This is a genomic window from Streptomyces sp. NPDC020742 (assembly GCF_040641675.1).
Classification (GTDB): domain Bacteria; phylum Actinomycetota; class Actinomycetes; order Streptomycetales; family Streptomycetaceae; genus Streptomyces.
Window position 1 is genome coordinate 43,533 of sequence record NZ_JBFAEA010000036.1, and the last position, 16,157, is coordinate 59,689.

At 70.0% G+C, this 16,157-nt stretch carries 14 protein-coding genes and 3 pseudogenes; 10 read left to right on the forward strand and 7 right to left on the reverse strand.

The annotated features are described in order from the left end of the window. Window positions 1-10 precede the first annotated feature (10 nt). Window positions 11-1,072, reverse strand: a complete 1,062-nt coding sequence (locus tag AB0G84_RS33985; RefSeq protein ID WP_361329771.1) for a hypothetical protein — start codon at window positions 1,070-1,072, stop codon at window positions 11-13. 711 nt (window positions 1,073-1,783) lie between these two features. Here AB0G84_RS33985 and AB0G84_RS33990 point away from each other — a divergent pair. Further along, a complete protein-coding gene (locus tag AB0G84_RS33990) occupies window positions 1,784-2,452 on the forward strand; it encodes a hypothetical protein (RefSeq protein ID WP_361329774.1) in 669 nt (222 codons plus the stop codon). Here AB0G84_RS33990 and AB0G84_RS33995 read toward each other — a convergent pair. Continuing rightward, window positions 2,424-3,110 (reverse strand): MOSC domain-containing protein, encoded by a 687-nt coding sequence (locus AB0G84_RS33995; protein ID WP_361329776.1) that lies wholly within the window; start codon window positions 3,108-3,110, stop codon window positions 2,424-2,426. The two genes, AB0G84_RS33990 and AB0G84_RS33995, sit on opposite strands and share 29 nt — an antisense overlap. A 401-nt stretch (window positions 3,111-3,511) precedes the next feature. Beyond that, window positions 3,512-3,953 (reverse strand): annotated as a pseudogene (locus AB0G84_RS34000) (transcriptional regulator); the annotation flags it as partial. A gap of 51 nt (window positions 3,954-4,004) precedes the next feature. Here AB0G84_RS34000 and AB0G84_RS34005 point away from each other — a divergent pair. The 6 genes and pseudogenes from AB0G84_RS34005 to AB0G84_RS34030 all read left to right on the forward strand — a co-directional run. Beyond that, window positions 4,005-4,166: pseudogene (locus tag AB0G84_RS34005) on the forward strand (short-chain dehydrogenase); the annotation flags it as partial. Then, a pseudogene (locus tag AB0G84_RS34010) lies at window positions 4,160-4,255 on the forward strand (SDR family oxidoreductase); the annotation flags it as partial. The pseudogenes AB0G84_RS34005 and AB0G84_RS34010, both read left to right, overlap by 7 nt. A 305-nt stretch (window positions 4,256-4,560) precedes the next feature. Next, entirely contained in the window at window positions 4,561-5,046 is a 486-nt protein-coding gene (locus AB0G84_RS34015) for a nuclear transport factor 2 family protein (protein ID WP_361329779.1), read from the forward strand. Between the two features lie 368 nt (window positions 5,047-5,414). Beyond that, complete coding sequence (locus AB0G84_RS34020) at window positions 5,415-5,768, forward strand: RidA family protein (RefSeq protein WP_361329782.1); 354 nt, start codon at window positions 5,415-5,417, stop codon at window positions 5,766-5,768. Window positions 5,769-6,354: 586 nt separating this feature from the next. After that, window positions 6,355-7,254, forward strand: coding sequence for an oxidoreductase (locus tag AB0G84_RS34025; RefSeq protein ID WP_361329785.1), 900 nt, complete (start codon window positions 6,355-6,357; stop codon window positions 7,252-7,254). Window positions 7,255-7,412: 158 nt separating this feature from the next. Then, on the forward strand, window positions 7,413-8,381 hold the full coding sequence (locus AB0G84_RS34030) for a zinc-binding dehydrogenase (RefSeq protein ID WP_361329788.1): 969 nt from the start codon (window positions 7,413-7,415) through the stop codon (window positions 8,379-8,381). A gap of 253 nt (window positions 8,382-8,634) precedes the next feature. Here the strand turns inward: AB0G84_RS34030 and AB0G84_RS34035 are convergent, their stop codons facing one another. Then, window positions 8,635-9,132, reverse strand: coding sequence for a lamin tail domain-containing protein (locus AB0G84_RS34035; protein ID WP_361329791.1), 498 nt, complete (start codon window positions 9,130-9,132; stop codon window positions 8,635-8,637). 513 nt (window positions 9,133-9,645) lie between these two features. Between AB0G84_RS34035 and AB0G84_RS34040 the strand changes: the two genes are divergently transcribed. Beyond that, window positions 9,646-10,215 (forward strand): alpha/beta hydrolase, encoded by a 570-nt coding sequence (locus tag AB0G84_RS34040; protein WP_361329794.1) that lies wholly within the window; start codon window positions 9,646-9,648, stop codon window positions 10,213-10,215. 32 nt (window positions 10,216-10,247) lie between these two features. On the opposite strand, the gene AB0G84_RS34045 is transcribed toward AB0G84_RS34040, so the two are convergent. From AB0G84_RS34045 to AB0G84_RS34055, 3 genes are all read right to left on the reverse strand, one after another. Next, complete coding sequence (locus AB0G84_RS34045) at window positions 10,248-11,975, reverse strand: thiamine pyrophosphate-dependent enzyme (RefSeq protein ID WP_361329797.1); 1,728 nt, start codon at window positions 11,973-11,975, stop codon at window positions 10,248-10,250. A gap of 39 nt (window positions 11,976-12,014) precedes the next feature. After that, on the reverse strand, window positions 12,015-13,544 hold the full coding sequence (locus AB0G84_RS34050) for an FMN-binding glutamate synthase family protein (protein ID WP_361329808.1): 1,530 nt from the start codon (window positions 13,542-13,544) through the stop codon (window positions 12,015-12,017). A 415-nt stretch (window positions 13,545-13,959) separates the two neighbouring features. Further along, the gene (locus tag AB0G84_RS34055) at window positions 13,960-14,133 is read right to left on the reverse strand and encodes a CsbD family protein (protein WP_361329811.1); all 174 of its coding nucleotides are present in this window, start codon (window positions 14,131-14,133) and stop codon (window positions 13,960-13,962) included. A 900-nt stretch (window positions 14,134-15,033) separates the two neighbouring features. Here AB0G84_RS34055 and AB0G84_RS34060 point away from each other — a divergent pair. After that, window positions 15,034-15,336, forward strand: a complete 303-nt coding sequence (locus tag AB0G84_RS34060; RefSeq protein ID WP_361329800.1) for a chaplin — start codon at window positions 15,034-15,036, stop codon at window positions 15,334-15,336. A 573-nt stretch (window positions 15,337-15,909) separates the two neighbouring features. After that, window positions 15,910-16,157 (forward strand): PTS glucose transporter subunit IIA (locus tag AB0G84_RS34065; protein WP_361329803.1); only part of this gene is annotated, 248 nt, incomplete at its 3' end.

The window sequence follows — 16,157 nt, forward strand, 5'->3', positions numbered from 1 at the left end:
GAGCGCCACTCTATGACAACAACCGCGACAGGAGGTAAAGCACCACCAAGCCCCCCAAGACCGCTCCGGCAATCTGCCACGTCCGCTGCAACGAGGGCAGGACCAAGACCTGCAGCGTGGACCGGCCGGGATAGACGTAGTAGACCCGGTGCCGGTGCTCGGGTACGACCACCCGGGCCAGTGGCAGGTACCGCAGGTCGGCCTCACGCGCGATCTCACCGTCACGCGGCTTGAGGTGAGGCTTGAGCAGAGCCTTGAACTCGTTCTCAAGGCCGTCGGGGACGGAGTCCTTGTGGGTGAGGGAGGTCTTGCGCCAGGCGCCGTACTCGCGTGCGTGCTGCCGCGCCATGTAGGGCAGGCCCGACTCGGGCCACTTGATCTTGTCGGTCCGTGGCTGCCGGCGGATGGTTCCTTCGGTCCACGTCACCGTGTGGCCGGTGCCTGCGCATCGCTTGTGGGGCTCTGTTCCCTCGCCAGCACAGTCGGGACACTCTCGGGTTCCTCTGCCTTGGCAGGTCGAACAGGTGACGTGTCCGCGGCCTCGACATGTGGAACATGCAGCCTCGAACGCCCCGCACTTCTTGCAGGTGACGCGCTCGTCCACTGCCTGCCGGACCTCTTCGGGAGCCTTCCGGGTTCGGTGGCCCGTGCCGTCGCAGCGTAAGCAGGCGTCGATGCCACGGCAGTCGCTGCAGGTGGTGGTCGCCGCACAGGGCAACTCCCCTCGCCCCTGGCAGCGTGAGCAGGCCACTTTTCCATTGCCGCACGGGCAGGGGTCCTCTTTGACCGAGCCTCGTTGCACCAGCCGCAGTGTCGTTGTGATGGCAGGGTCCTTTGGCGGGGCGAGGCGGTACCGCTCCAGACTGTCGTACTGCGGATGGCCCGAGAGGTCGATTCGGCCGCGGTGAATCTGCTCGCCCTCGGTGCGGGTCTCCATGCAGCGCACGACCGTTCCCTCGAGGAGCGAGTGCCAGGTGATCTCGCCGGAAGCCGGCAGGCCTAGTTTCGGCACCTCCCCGCGCTCCGCAATGTGCTGTCGTACCGCTTGCAGGATGTCCGTCTTGCTCAGCATGGGCCTCCCCCGATTCAGCCACGAGTCCCTTCCCCGCGCCCGTGGTTGGCACCGTAGCCAAAACGCACGGCAGACAGTGCCGAACCAGACAACAGGTACGGCCGGTCAGCGTGTTCATGTGGCGATCGCTTGGACTCCGGCGCGGCCGGTCCGGTGCCGGTGGGGGCGGAGGTGGCGGTGGGGGGCGGAGGTGCCGGTGGGGGCGGAGGTGGGGGTGATGAGGGCGGCTTTGGTGCGTCGGGTGATGTGGGGGCTGCCCGGTGCCCAGATGGGGCTGATCGCGACGACTTCGGCGGGGCTCAGGCCGGACGCCGGTGCGATGCGGTCCGTTCTTCTCCCACCGTTCTGAGCCGGTCAGGACGGCCACCACACAGCCCGACAGGGTTACCGGCAACACTTCCCCGGCGGCCCCGGCTCGCCGCGTCACCTCGCCGCCAGCCACGGAGCGCCTTGAGGAGGCGTTGGGAGTCAAGACTGACGGAGGCTTGTGTGATCATCTTGGGACGAGTGCGAGTGGTGAGGCAGCAGTGCCCGAGTACCGGTCGGAAGCGGCCAAGCGCCCTGCTTTCGTGGGGGAGTTCGAGGTGCATCTCACCGTCCGGGACGACCGGGACCGAGGGTCGGCCGGGGCGCTGGCCGCGTACGCGGCGCTCCATCGCCTCAAGTGCGTACACATTCCTGCTGGAACAGGGGGACGTACCCTCCCAGCCGATGCTGACGCTGCATCGGTCGGGGACGTATGAGAAGGTCCGGGCCGAAGCCGCCGGAAGGGCGGACGCGCTGCGCGCCGCGGGGTTCGACGTGGTGCGGACGAAGATCGAAGCGGCTCCGTGGACCGCGGGCGTACCCAGCACAGACGAGGAGGCAGTAGGGCTCGGGCCCGGCTATTACTTCGAGCATCATCTCAAGCTGCTGCTGGCGCGCTTCGCTCCTCTCGAATCCCTACTCGCCATCGCCGTCGGACACGGTGCGCACCTCTCGCGGAATGCACGCCGGGTGCGGTCCGATGGCAGGGTGGAGCGGTTTGTGACTCAGCGGTGTCGGATGGTGGGCCTGGGGACCGCGGGACAGCGGCTGGACGCATTGTCGGGGCAGCTGCGCGCCGCGGGCCTGCACCTCGCCGCCCTTGAGCGGGAGTTCGTGGTGTACGACGGGAATCTGGCGCTCGACGCCGGCTGGCTGGACGGGGAAGAGCGCGCGCTCGGCGGTCAGGGGATCGCCGAGGTGCGGTGGCGGTGGTTGCCGGTGGTGGCGGTAGTGGCGGTGGTTGCCGGTGGTGTTTCAGCCGGTCATGGTCAGTCTCTGGGGTGCTTGCTGTACCGCAAGCACCGCCCATCCCACTCCGTGCCGCTCAAGTCCCGCTCTGATGGGGCTCTTTGAGCGCGGTGACGTACTCTCGCGCCCTTCGCAGTACCTCGGCGTGTAGGGCGTCTCCGGCAGCCAGGACGTCAGGTAACCGCTCCCGTTCGAAGGTGACCGCCCGGAAGGCCATGGCCACCGTCACCTGGTGATCGGGCCGGTACACGATCTCGATCGGATCGCCGGCGCGGATCTTGCCGGGGGCGATCACCCGGAGGTAGGCCCCGGTCTCTGCGCGCCGGGTAAACCGCCTGACCCAGCCTTCTTCGCCCATCCGTTCTTGGAAGGTGAGGCAGGAAATGCGTCCGCTGGTGATCTCCAGCAGCAGATCGGGACCTACCCGCCACCGCTCGCCGATCCTGGCGCCGGTGATGTCCAGGCTGGACGTAGTGAGGTTCTCCCCGAACGTGCCATTGGGCAGCGGACGTCCCAGCTCGCGCTCCCAGAAGTCCAGGTCCTCCCGGGCGAAGGCGTAGACCGCCTGGTCGTTGCCGCCGTGCCGACGCAGGTCGCAGACCGCGTCACCAACCAGGCCGCTGGCCCCTCGGCCCGGGGGTCCCGGATCCATCACCCGGACCGGACCGTTGACGGGCTCCTTGAAGATCCCGGTGGTGCCGCTGGAGGCGGTGGCGTACTCCACGGCTCTGGGGTGCCCCAGGTTCACGGTCAGCAGCTTCATGGTCGGGAGGCTAATCATCCGTTCTCGTCCTCTCCACCGATTTCGGCCTGCAGCCGAGTGGCGAACCGCCCGCCGCGCCGATGAGCGCCCTGCGAGCGCCACTGTCGGCGGACCGTGGTGGGGACCTGCCGTGCTCGTCGGTACGTGCGGTGTCGCCCGCCCGGTCGGCGGCGGTCCGGCAAGGCCGGATGCCGGATGCCGGATGCCGGATGCCGGATGCCGGATGCCGGGTGCCGGGTGCCGGGTGCGCAGCGCCGAACGGCGGCGACCTCAGCGGGATCGCACACGACTGGTCCGGGGTGCCGGCCCGTTGGCCGCAGTCCGTGAGCCGGCCCCGTCCCGCCCCTCGCGGCCCTCGCGGCCCTTCCCTCGCGGTCCACCCGGCCGCCCAATCCGAGCGAGTCGTGGGATGCCCACAGCTGGGTGAACTCTTCGCTTCCGGAGAGGAGTTCGTCCATCAGCCGGGCCACCTCGGGATCATCGGGGTAGCGGGCGGCGGTGGCGCGCAGTTGCCGGGCCGAGGTGCGGGCGAACGCGTCCGCGTCCGACACCCCGTACAACAGTCGCCCCTGCCGGTGCGGACCGAGGAAGACGCGGCGCACCTGATTGCGGTCGCGCGGTGGCAGGGCAGAGAAGTCCTCCATGAGGGTTGCGTGACGGGCGCGGGCCGCGGGCCTGCTCCAGCCGCGTGGAGTACTCGGTCGAGATGAACGCCAACTGTGCGGCTTCCTCGCGGAGCAGCCCCGGAGTGCGGCGGCGCGGCCCGGTCGGCAGTCCCACGTCGGCAGGGCTGATCCGCTCGCGCCTGCTCCGAAGGAAGCCCGCCAGTTCTCGTCTGTCCACTCCCCCAGTGTGCGGGCGCCGCGAGCCCATCCAGGTACCGCTGGTGCCTGGGTGGGCTCTGCGGCTGGACGCAGGCTCGCTGCCATGGACAACACACCCACCACCGCACCCTCCACCCCGACGGGCCTGGGCCTGCTGGCCGGCATGGTCGCCTTCGTCACCGGTGCCGGCCGCGGGATCGGCGCCGCGGCGGCACGGCTGTTCGCGACGAAATCGCGCAGGCCGCCGCCTGGCTCCTCAGCGACCGGGCCTCCTTCGTGACCGGCGAGGTCCTTCCGGTCGACGGCGGCGCGCAGGCCTGAACTAGGACAGCGGCCGCGCATCACCGACGCGGGAAGAGATACGAGGTGACGTATCGTCAGGTCGCCACGCCCTGCCTCCTCTTGCACCTGCGCTTCGGAAGGGGACGAGCCATCTGGGACGGATCATCTGGAGCGCTGCCTGAAATGCCGGACGAGGCGGAGTGGAGCGCAGTGGGGCGGAGTGCAGTGGAGTGCAGTGGAGTGGAGTTGGACGCGGGTGGGGTGGGACGGGGGTGGCGTGGGGTGAATCTCGCGGAGGGGAAAAGCCGTCGTGGTGTCCTCTGGCGTGCTGGTAGGAAGGAGGGATGGTTACTGACGCCCTTGATCCCATGGACCGTCTGGTCGCTGAGCGGGCCTGCGAGCGCCTCATCATCGAGTTCGTCCGCACGCTCGATCTGGGTGACCCGAGTGAGGTGGCGGAACTGTTCACGGTTGACGGGGTCTGGGAGTGGGCCGAGGGCGACCGCCGGATCCAGGGCCGTGACGCCCTTCGTACCTACTTCGGTTCCCGACCTGCCGACCGGCTCTCGCGCCGCATCTGCACGAACATCGGGGTGACCCTCACATCGGAGTCGACAGCGACGGCGACCAGCTACTTCACGACGTACCGCGTCGACGGTCATTCCGGCGGCATGCTGCCCCCGCAGATCCCTACGCAGGTGGGACACTACGAGGACACCTTCCGCAAGGTCGACGGCCGGTGGCTTCTGAGCACCCGTGCCACCTTTCTGGCCTTCGCCGGGCCGACCGAACACCTTGGGACGGCGGACGAAGCGCAAGGGCGCGCGTAAGGGCGGGACAGCGGCCCGTTGCACGGCGCCGGCTCGCGGCAAGCGGGGCGGGGCGGGGCGGGGCGCACTCCGGTGAGCGCGGTTTCCCGGGGCCGGGCGGGCCGTCACGCTGTCGTCGCGAGCCGGCCTTCGGAGAGCCCTCCTGCGCACGCCACAAGCCCCCGGGCCCCGGCGCCCCTCTGCCGGTACGCAGTACCCCCTTTCGGTACGCAGGGCCGTCCGCTTCCGGCGTACCCGCAGCACTCTGGAGAAGGGGCTACTCACACGTCGGTCAGCCCGCCAACAGGGGCTCGAGGCACCCAAAGGCCCTCGCATGGCAGCATGGCGTGATGGAACGTACTCGACAGACAGTCAGCTCTGGGTCACCGTTGGAACCGGAGATCGGGTTCTCGCGGGCGGTCAGAGAAGGCAATTACGTAGCGGTCGCCGGCACAGCCCCTATCGGCGATGACGGCTCCACGGTGGGTCCCGGTGACGTCCATGCCCAGACGGTGCGGTGCCTGGACATCGCCCAGCGTGCGCTGGAAGCGACGGGTGCCTCGCTGGAGGACGTCATACGGACCCGCATCATGCTTACCGATGTGACCCAGTGGAAGGACGCCGCACGAGCGCATGGCGAACGGTTCGCTGCCATCCGGCCTGCGTGCACGTTCGTTGAGGTGTCTCGCTTCATCGACCCTGCGTGGCTGGTCGAAGTCGAGCTCGACGCCGTTGTCGGATAGCTCTCGTCCGTAGGTATCTCCCTGTAGGTGTGTCCCTGTAGGTGTCTCTCTCTGCCTGCATTTACCTGTATGCGATGCCCTGCACGCGATTCCCTGCATGCGATGCCCTGCACGCGCTTCCCCGATGACTTGCGGGTGAGGCGCCCCTGACGCCATGGACGCCCGGCCGTCCGGACCGCTCCGCCCGTAGCGCCCCTCCTTACACACTGAGGTCGACGGGCGCGGCGGCGGTTGCGGTCCGGGCGCCCGGGAGCGCGTGCCGCTCGTCAACGCGGCCGACTCTGCCTCGGCGCCGTCACCCCTGTCGTACCCCTGCCGCCGTGGCCGTGCCGCCGTGCGGTCGTGGTCGTGCGGTCGTGGCCGTGCTGTCTTGTCTCATCCGGCGCTGCTTGTCACGGGACGTCACGACCATCTCGCCTCATCACTCCGAACAACTCCTGTGCTGTACGCGGGATTCCCGGATCGGCTGTGACATTCCCCCACCCCTCCGCGCCTTCCCGTCACACCCGTCACCTGCGCATACTCCAGAACCGCCGGGCCCGAACCATCGAGGGCGAGGGCCCCAACAGAGGGGGATGAGGGAAAGATGACGTCGGATACGGTCACCGCGGCAGCCGCAGGAACCTGGCTGCTCGGCGACCTCAAGGTCAACCGGCTCGGCTTCGGCGCCATGCGCCTGACCGGCAGCGCCGCCTTCCACCAGGGCACGCCCCGCGATCGCGGCCAGGCAATCGGGGTTCTGCGGCGCGCCGTGGCACTCGGTGTCCAGCACATCGACACCGCGGCGTTCTACTTCTCGCGGCTGCGCTCCGCCAATGAACTGATCAACTCGGCGTTGGCGCCGTACCCGGATGATCTCGTCATCGCCACCAAGGTCGGCCCGGCCAGGGACGCCTCCGGCGAGTGGACCGCTCCCGCGCAGCCCGACCAGCTGCGTGGCCAGGTCGAGGAGAACCTCCGTCAGCTCGGCCGCGACCACCTCGACGTGGTCAACCTGCGCATCATGGGTCAGCACTCCATCAGCGAGCACTTCGGGTCCCTCGCCGAACTGCGGGACGCCGGACTCCTCCGCCACCTGGGCATCTCCAACGCCCGCCCGGAGCACCTGGCCGAGGCGCAGGCCATCGCACCGGTGGTGTGCGTCCAGAACCGGTACGGCATCGACGCACCCAACGGCGCGCGGATGCTGCATGAATGCGCCAGACACGGCATCGCGTTCGTGCCCTTCTTCTCCATCGCCGGGGAAGGGCGCGAGGCGGGAGCCGTCCGTGCTGAGCACGACGAGGTCCGTGCCGTCGCCCGCGCACATGGCGTATCGGCGGCGCAGGTACGTCTGGCGTGGGTCCTGCAGCAGGGCGCGCATGTGCTGGCCATCCCGGGGACGGGCGACCCGGATCACCTCGTGGACAATGTGGCGGCCGGCGCCCTGCGACTCACTGTGGAGGAGCAAAGGCTCCTCGATTCGGTCGGCCGCGTTGCGTCCTGACGTCCGTATGGACCACCCCCTGCTTGCTCGATGGACCAACCGCGTTCGATGAGCCAACCCGGTTGGTGGACCTGCCCACACTTGATGGGCCAACAGCACTTGTGGGCCAACCATCCATCTGTGCTTGAGTGTTGAGCAGAGCGTTGGGAGGCGGATGTATGCGCGCGATGCGGTACGAGCGGTTCGGTGGGCCGGAGGTCCTGCGGGAGGCCTGGGTCGCGGATCCGGTGGCAGGGCCGGGCGAGACCCTGGTCGAGGTGGAGGCCTCGGGTGTCAACTTCGGTGACATCAAGCAGATTGCCGGTCAGCACACTGAGGGCCCGGGCGCACCGGACGGGCCGCTGCCCCGTATACCGGGTATGGAGGTGGTCGGCCGGACGGCGGACGGACGGCGGGTGCTCGGCTACCTCCGGCAGGGCGGGTACGCCACGAAGGCCGTGGTCCCCGACCGGGACCTGGTGGAGTTACCCGACGGTGTGGGCGCGGGCGAGGCGCTGGCGGTGCTGGTGCAGGGGCTGACGGCCTGGCATGTGCTGCGTTCGGTGGCGCGGATCAGGCCCGGGGAGAGCGTGGTGGTGCATGCCGCTGCGGGCGGGACGGGAAGCCTCGCCGTCCAGCTGGCCCGGGAGTTCGGGGCGGGGCGCATCATCGCCACGGCCTCCTCCCAGGAGAAACGGGCCTTCGCGCGCGAACTCGGCGCGGACGCGGCGATCGACGGCGCTGCGGAGGGGTACCGGGAGCGCGTCCTGGAAGCCAACCGCGGACAGCCCGTCGACATCGTGCTGGACGCCATCGGGGGTTCCGTCCTGGATGCCGCGTTGGGCACCCTCGGCCCTCTGGGGCGGCTGGTGACCTACGGTGCCTCCTCCCGCCAGGCCGCCTCGCCCCTCGCGCCGGAGCGCCTGGCGGTGGACAACATCGCCGTCGCGGGCTTCTGGCTGATCCCGCTCCTCGTCCGAGAGGGGGCCGGCGGGGCGGCACTTGACGCGTTGCTCGGCCTCACCGCACGGGGACGGCTGCGCCCGCTGGTCGGCGCGGAATACGGCCTCGCGCAGGCCCGCGAGGCGCAGGAGGATCTGCTCGGGCGTCGTACGAGAGGCAAACTGGTCCTGCTCCCCCACGGCTGAACGCCGGGTTCCTGCGGCCGTCGCACCGGGGCTGTCCGGGGACGGCGGGTGGCGCGGTCCCCCACCCCACGCGCCACCCGGGAGGGTGCTCCCGGAGGAGCCGCTGCAGCAGTCTGTGCGCCCGGCTGCGCGGGACCGGCGGCCGGCACAACCACCGCTGGACATGGCGGTGCGCCGCAGGCGCAGGATCCTGCGGCGCACCGGGGGAAAGGCCGGTCGGAGTGACCAAGTCCGGCCGGCCTGGGTGGATGGATCAGAAGTGGTGACCCCAGTGGCCGTGACGGCCCCAGCTCTTGGAGTCGACGATGCGGCGGTGGTCGTTGCGCAGGGTGGCGGTGTCACCGTCGTTGTCCCAGACGTAGACCCGGCGGTCCTGGTAGACGTCCGTACGGGTGTCACGGCCGATCCCGGTGTGGACACGCACCTGGGAGTTGCCGTTGAGGCGGACGTTGCCGAAGCGGTAGGCGTGGCCGGACTTGTCCGACAGGGTCCAGCCCTTGATGGTCACGGGCCAGCGGCTGGTGTTGCGGAGGGTGACCCACTCGGCGTTCAGGCTCCGGTTGGAGCGGTCATCGCGGCCGGGGCTGTCGTACTGGATCGGGCCCAGGACGACCGCCGAGTGAATCTGGTGGTGCGAAGCCGGCGGACGGTGGTCGTAGTGACCGGCCGCCGTGGCCGGCAGTACTCCGGCGGCAGCGAAGGTCGCGGCCCCCGCTACAGCAACAGCAACACGAGAAACGTGACGGAACACGAAATCCCCTCCAATAGCACCCCATGACAGAGGTGCCGGAAAACCGGAAGCCCGGCCGGTTTGACCGGGCCCCCACACATTGACCGGTCTTCACCCCATGGAGCGAGAAATCCGTCTTGGTGTTACAAAACACAGACATATGCACAACCTCACCACACCAGGCGCGCACTCCCCCGCTCTCACCAGCGCAAATGCGACGCCCCTTACATCCATCCGTACGTCCCAAGGGGTTACCGCTGGGCACATCGCCGGCTGTGCGGGCCGGAGGGAGTTGGCCATCCGCCCCGGGACCGCGTGCGCACCGGTCGCGCCATCACACACCCCAGGCAATCCGTCCTCCGAATGGGCACCCTTCCGCCACATGGAGAACCCCGACTTCCCCCCGCGCAGATCGGCCGGGCGGCTTCCGCTCGACGCGGAGCAGGGAGCCGGGAGCAGGGAGGAGGGAGCGGGGAGGAGGGAGCGGGGAGGAGGGGCGCATCCGGAGGCGGAAGGGCGGCGGAATTACCTCGCGTGCGGGATCTTCCGGCCCGTGGCGGCGGGATGTTCCTGCTCTCCGTCCCCGGCCTGGAGCAACGCCTTGCCGGGATGGCGCTGGTGAGCAGCGCCCCGCACGCCGGCTGGCGCTCCCGGTTCGCCGACTGGGTGCGCGACAACCCGATCCCCGACGTCGACGACGCCGCCCGGGCCCACGCCGAACGCCCCGGCGATGACACCTTGCGCGCCCTGACGCTCGCCGCGGCACCGTGGAACTTCACCCCGCACGGACTGGCCGCGGGCCGCGCGGTACTGGCGGACCTCCCCTACTGCCAGGAGGCGATGGCCTGGGCCGCGCAGCATTTCGACGACGACTACCGGGCGCGCTGGACGCCCCGTACGCTCCCCACGTTGATCGTCAGCGGCAGCCACGACCATGTGGTCGACCAGCGGTTGTGGCAGGAGGACGGCGCCTTCCGGCAACCTCACGTCCTGCACCGCACCATCGACGGTGCCGGGCACTTCCCCTGGGTCGAGAACCCCCGGGCCGTTCGCGCGGCCTTCGAAGAGCTGAACCGGCTGGTGGAGGAGCGTGCCCGGCGCTGACGGCTTCTGGCCCCTCCCAGGTGCCCGCGGTGTCACTCCCCCGGGCTGCGGAGGTTCTCCTTGACCTTGGCGATGGCGAAGCCCCAGCCCTGGGCGAGGGTTGGCTTGGCGGGCATGGCGATCTCCTCGGGGTTGGTGAGGACGTCGAGCAGGACCGGTCCGTCGGTGGCGAAGGCGCGCCGCACCGCACTCCCCAGGTCCTCGGGATCGGCGACGCGGATGCCGGTGATACCCAGGGCGGTGGCGACGGCCGCGAAGTCCGGGTTGTCCAGCTCAGTACCGAACTCGGGGAGTCCCGCCTGCTCCTGTTCCAGCTTGACCATGCCGAGTCGGCGGTTGTCGAAGACGACGAGCTTGACCGGCAGGTCGTAGGTGCGGAGGGTCATCAGGTCGCCCAGCAGCATGCTCAGGCCCCCGTCACCGCAGAAGGCCACCACCTGCCGGTTGCGGTCCAGCAGTTGAGCTCCGAGCGCCTGCGGCATGGCGTTGGCCATGGACCCCAGGTTGTAGGAACCGAGGAGCCGACGGTCCCCCCGCATCCGTACGAAACGGGACAGCCAGACCGTGGCCATGCCGGTGTCGGAGGTGAAGACGGCGTCGTCGTCGGCCGCCTGGTCCACGGCCGCGGCGACCGCCTCCGGCCGGATCAGGTGGTCACGGTTGTCCAGTGCTGAGCGCACCTTGCCGATCAGTGAGCGGTCGTGCTCGGGATCGGCCAACCGCTGCTGGCCCTTGGTCCAGGCCGCGTACTTCTCCCGCGCCCGCGCGAGGTGGCTGCCGTCCCGCTCCCCGCTCAGGTGGCCGAGCAGTCCGCGTACGGTCGGGCCGACATCGCCCACCAGGCCGAGGTCGACGGGTACGCGTCGACCTATGTGCTCGGCGACCGCATCGACCTGGATGACCTTCCTGCCCTGGGGATACCACTCCCGGTAGGGGAAGTCGGTGCCCAGCATCAGGAGAGTGTCGGCGTCCTCCATGGCGCCGGCCGCGGCCGGGTTGCCGATCAGCCCGGTCTGGCCCACCTCATGGGGATTGTCCTCCTCGAAGCCCTCCTTGGCCTTGAGGGTGAGGACCATGGGGGCGGCGAGCCGGTCGGCGAGCGCGAGGACGTCGTCGCGGGCCGCGCAGGCACCGCGGCCCACCAGCAGCGTGACCTTCTCGGCATCGTTCAACAGCGCGGCGGCGGCGCGCAGTTCGGGCTCGTCGGGCCGGGTGCTGTGGTCGGCCAGGAAGAACCGGAGGGCGCGGTCGTCGGGCACTTCCAGGTCACCGATGTCGCCGGGCACCGTCAGCACCGCCACCCCGCGCCGAGCCGTCGCCGTGCGTACGGCCATCTCCAGTAGCCCGGGTAGCTGCTGGGGTGCGGTCACGGTGGCCCGGAAGGCCGCGACGTCGCGGAAGAGCAGATCGTTGTCGACCTCCTGGAAGTACTCGGTGCCCACCTCCGGCAGCGGCACCTGCCCGGCGATCGCCAGGACCGGGGCGTGGCTCTTCGCCGCGTCGTACAGGCCGTTGAGCAGGTGGACCGAGCCCGGTCCGACGGTGCCCATGCAGACCCCGAGCCGGCCGGTCAGCTGGGACTGGGCGCCGGCCGCAAAGGCGGCCGCCTCCTCGTGCCGGCAGCCGATCCAGTCCATCTCCTCGGTGCGCCGGATGGCGTCGGTGAGCGGGTTCAGCGCGTCGCCGACGACGCCGAACACCTGCCGGACGCCGAGTTCGGACAGTCCGTCGACCAGTACCTGCGACACCGTGCGGGTCATGGGGTGCTCTCCTTCACGTTCTCAGCGTTCTCAGCGTTCTCAGACGGTGAACCGGTCGGGGTCGGCCGCCGCCCAGTCCTCGGCCCAGGTGCGGGGCGGGTCGGCGAGCAGCTCCCCGGGGGCGAGCAGGTCGTACATCTCGGCGCCCGAGAGCACGGTGGTGGCGTCCACGCGCCGGCGCAGCATGTGCGGCCGGAGGTCGGCCGGGTCGGTGACGCCCATGGACGCCATGATCTGCACGGCGCTGCGCACCGTCGCCTCCTGGAAGCGGCGTACCCGCTCGGACTTGTCCTCGACGTCCAGGGCGCGTGCCCGGCGCGGGTCCTGTGTCGCCACGCCCACCGGGCAGGTGTTGGTGTGGCAGCGCTGCGCCTGGATGCAGCCGACGGCGAACATCATCGCCCGGGCGGCGTTGGTGTAGTCGGCCCCCTGGATGAGGCGCTTGACGATGTCGGTACCGGTGGCGATCTTGCCGCTGGCACCGATCCGGATGCGGTCCCGCAGGCCGGTGCCGACCAGTGCGCTGTGCACCGTCGTCAGGCCCTCGGTCAGCGGTGTGCCGAGGTGGTCGGCGAACTCCGGCGGGGCGGCGCCGGTGCCGCCCTCCGCCCCGTCGACGACGATGAAGTCCGGGGTGACGTCCTCGGCGAGCATCGCCTTGCACACGGCGAGGAACTGCCGGCGGGAGGTGAGGCACAGCTTGAATCCGGTCGGTTTGCCGCCGGCCAGCTCCCGCATGCGGGCCAGGAAGAGCACCAGCTCGCGCGGGGTGTCGAAGACCCGGTGGTAGGGCGGGGAGATCACCGTACGGCCCGCCGGCACCCCGCGGACGCCGGCTATCTCGGCATTGACCTTGCTGCCGGGCAGCACCCCGCCGATCCCGGGCTTGGCGCCCTGGGACAGCTTCAGCGCGACGCAGGTGACGTGTCCGTGCGCGGCCTTGTCGGCGAACTGCCGCTCGTCGAAGCCGCCGTCCTCGGTGCGGCAGCCGAAGTAGCCGGTGCCTATCTCCCAGATCAGGTCGCCGCCGTGCCGCAGGTGGTACTCCGACAGGCCGCCCTCGCCGGTGTCGTGGGCGAAGCCACCACGCGCGGCGCCCTGGTTGAGAGCCACGATGGCGTTGGTCGACAGGGCGCCGAAGCTCATCGCCGGCACGTTCAGCAGCGCCATCTCGTAGGGGCGGGTGCAGTCCGGGCCGCCGACCCGCACCATCGGCGGCTTGTCGGGTACGGGCCGCGGCGTCATGGACGGGACGAGGAACTCATAGCCCTCGGCGTAGACATCACGGTCGGTGCCGAAGGGCTCCTCGGCGTCCGTGCCCTTCGACCGCTGGTAGACCAGGGAGCGCACATCACGGTCGAAGGGCCGGCCGTCGTAGTTGCGCTCGATGAAGTACTGCTGGAGCTCGGGCCGGATGCCCTCCAGCAGGAACCGCAGATGGCCGAGGACGGGGTAGTTCCGCAGCACCGAGTGCCGCCGCTGCAGGATGTCCCACAGCCCCAGGACCGACAACGCCCCCAGCACGCCGGCCGGTATCCAGCACCATGCGGTGACCGCCGCCGCGAGCACGGTCGACGCAGTCGCGGCGCACCCCACCGCCGCCCAGAAGATCAGCCCGACCACACCGTTGGTCCTTGTCCGCACTCTCCACTCCCCACCGCCGCCGTCCTTCGCCCTGTGCCGCGGCCCTGTTGCAGCGCGGTCGTGCCGCCGACCGGTACGCGCCTTGCTCACCCCGGGTCGTGGCGGGTGCGGGCGGCGGGCGGACCTCAGCCCTCCGTCGCCGGCAACCGCCTTTCGGTACGTCGTACCGGTACGACGCCCATCGGCATGTCTTCGGTACGACGCCCATCGGTACGTCTTCGGTACGACGCCACTCGGTAGGTCTTCGGTACGGCGTCTGCCGGTGCCTCTTCGCTACGACGTCGTCGATGCCCGCGCGGAGCGGCAGGGCTTCTCTCTCGCCCCTCCCCTCCCCGCGCTCTCACCTGCGGGTCGCGTCCCTGAGCTTCTCCGCGGCCTGGCGCAGCTCGCCCTTGGCGCGTTCGTAGCGGCCCTCGCCGGTCATCCGCTCGTTTCCCACCACGCGGCCCATGGCCTCCTTCGCAGCGCCCTTGGCCTGCTCGAGCTTCGTGGACACCTTGTTCCTTGCGGTCATGGCCACACTCCTTCTCACGTTGGTGTGCTTCCCTGACGCAAGATCGTCTGCCCCTCCGGCTCCCACCGAAACGCCCGAAGACGCCCGCCAGGTGTGCTGCCCGACGAGGTGGTGGACGGGGTGTGAGCGCGCATTCCAGAAGCCGCTGGGCAGACGGCAGATGGGAGTTCGGCGAAAGGGCCTAGGCATCATGGGGCTGCCCGGCAGGTAGACAGCGTTACGGCCGAGCGGACCCACGACCGTAACGGCCGGTGCGACGAAGATGACGAAGATGAGGGTGAACATCACGACGACGCCGCCGGTGCTGCGGAGCATCGCCGCGACGGCCAGCGCGAGCACGGACGGCACGCTCAGGTAGAGCCCGCGCCCGAGTACCGCCCGGATCGCCGCCGGATCGGCGACCGAGCCAGCCACGGCAGGCGCCGAGGCGCACCTGATGCCGAAGGTGACGATGCTCAGCAGCACCCCGGTGACCAGCACCAGTGCGGCCAGCACCACGGTCCTGGCCAGCAGCCAGGGGGTGCGCCACGGCACGGCCGCTAGTGAGGTACGGAGGGGCCGGTGCCGTACTCGCTGCCGCGGGAACGCGTCACCGTCCTGGGCGGGTCGTCCGAGGCCGGAGCCCGGCCCGACGGCGGTTTCCGGGTGGCGGCCACGGTCCCCACGAGGCGGGCTTGCTCGACGGACAGCCGGCGGCCGGCTGTCGGCCCGCCAGCCCGCCCTCGCCGTGCAGGCTCAGCCTTAACGCCGACTGACCTCCGCGTGACGGGCCACCAGGTGAGCGGGGCCGTTGCACTCCCTCGGATGAGGGACTTTCCCTCCCCCCTCTGGACCATTCATGTTTTTTTCTGACTTGTTTCGGGAGAGGTTGGCGATACAACACCGATCAAAGGAGTCATCATGCAGATCCGGATCGCTGCTGCCACGGCCCTTGCGTCCCTCGTCGTCCTCGGAGGAGCCGCCACGGCCAGTGCCGACAGCCACGCCCGGGGTGCTGCCGTGCGTTCTCCCGGCATCCTCAGCGGGAACAACGTGCAGGTACCGATCAACATTCCGGTCAACGTCTGCGGCAACACGGTCAACGTTCTGGCACTCAAGAACCCGGCGATCGGCAATCGCTGCCTGAACGTCTCTCAACACCACAAGTACCTGAACGTCTCGCGGCACCACAGGTACCTGAACGTCTCTCGGCACCACAGGTAGCAGCTACGGGGCGGCGGCGCTCACGCCCCTCCACCCGAGGGCCGCCTCCCCTGCCGCGCCCCCGCCCTTACCAACCCCTCAGCGACAACAACGGTAGGAATACAGAGGGTTGAGGGGGCGGCAGTCCGTCCTTCCGGAACCGATGATGAAGAGGGCCCGGACCTCGGTCAACTCCTCCCGGCCGGACGCCGGGTACGACACGGGTACGTCCCTGGGCGCAGCTCCGCCCACGACGGAAGACCTCTCCGTCCCAAGAGGCACACGCCCGGCTCCCCGACTCCCCCCTCAGGGTCGGCGGTGCCGGGCGTGCTCTGCGTCGACGGCTCGTGGGGCATGGGGGTGCTGCCATGGGCAACGGCCCGACCGTCGGCGCTGTGCACGCACACGTGGTCCGTTTCATTGGGGTACGAGGTGCGCCCGAGGGGTGGCGATTCCACCCCGCACGTCCACGTGCTACAACTGGTCTACACCACTGACGGGCATCGAATCGGCGCTCCGCAGCGGACGACAGGCGTCGGCGCCATTGCACCCATGGCAGCTCCACCTCCCTCTCCACCTCCGAAAGGCTCCCCTGTGACCCATGTGACGTCCCCGCTCGCCGGACGCGCCCTCGGACTCGCGGCAGTGCCCGACCCCGTCTTCTCCGCGGCGATGGTCGGCCCGGGTGCCGCCATCGACCCCGTCCGCGAGCCGGCCACAGCGGTGGCGCCGGTGGACGGCACCGTGGTCTCGCTGCATCCGCATGCGTTTGTGGTGGTCGACGGGGAGGGACACGGTGTGCTCACGCATCTGGGGATCGACACCGTCCAGCTCAACGGCGA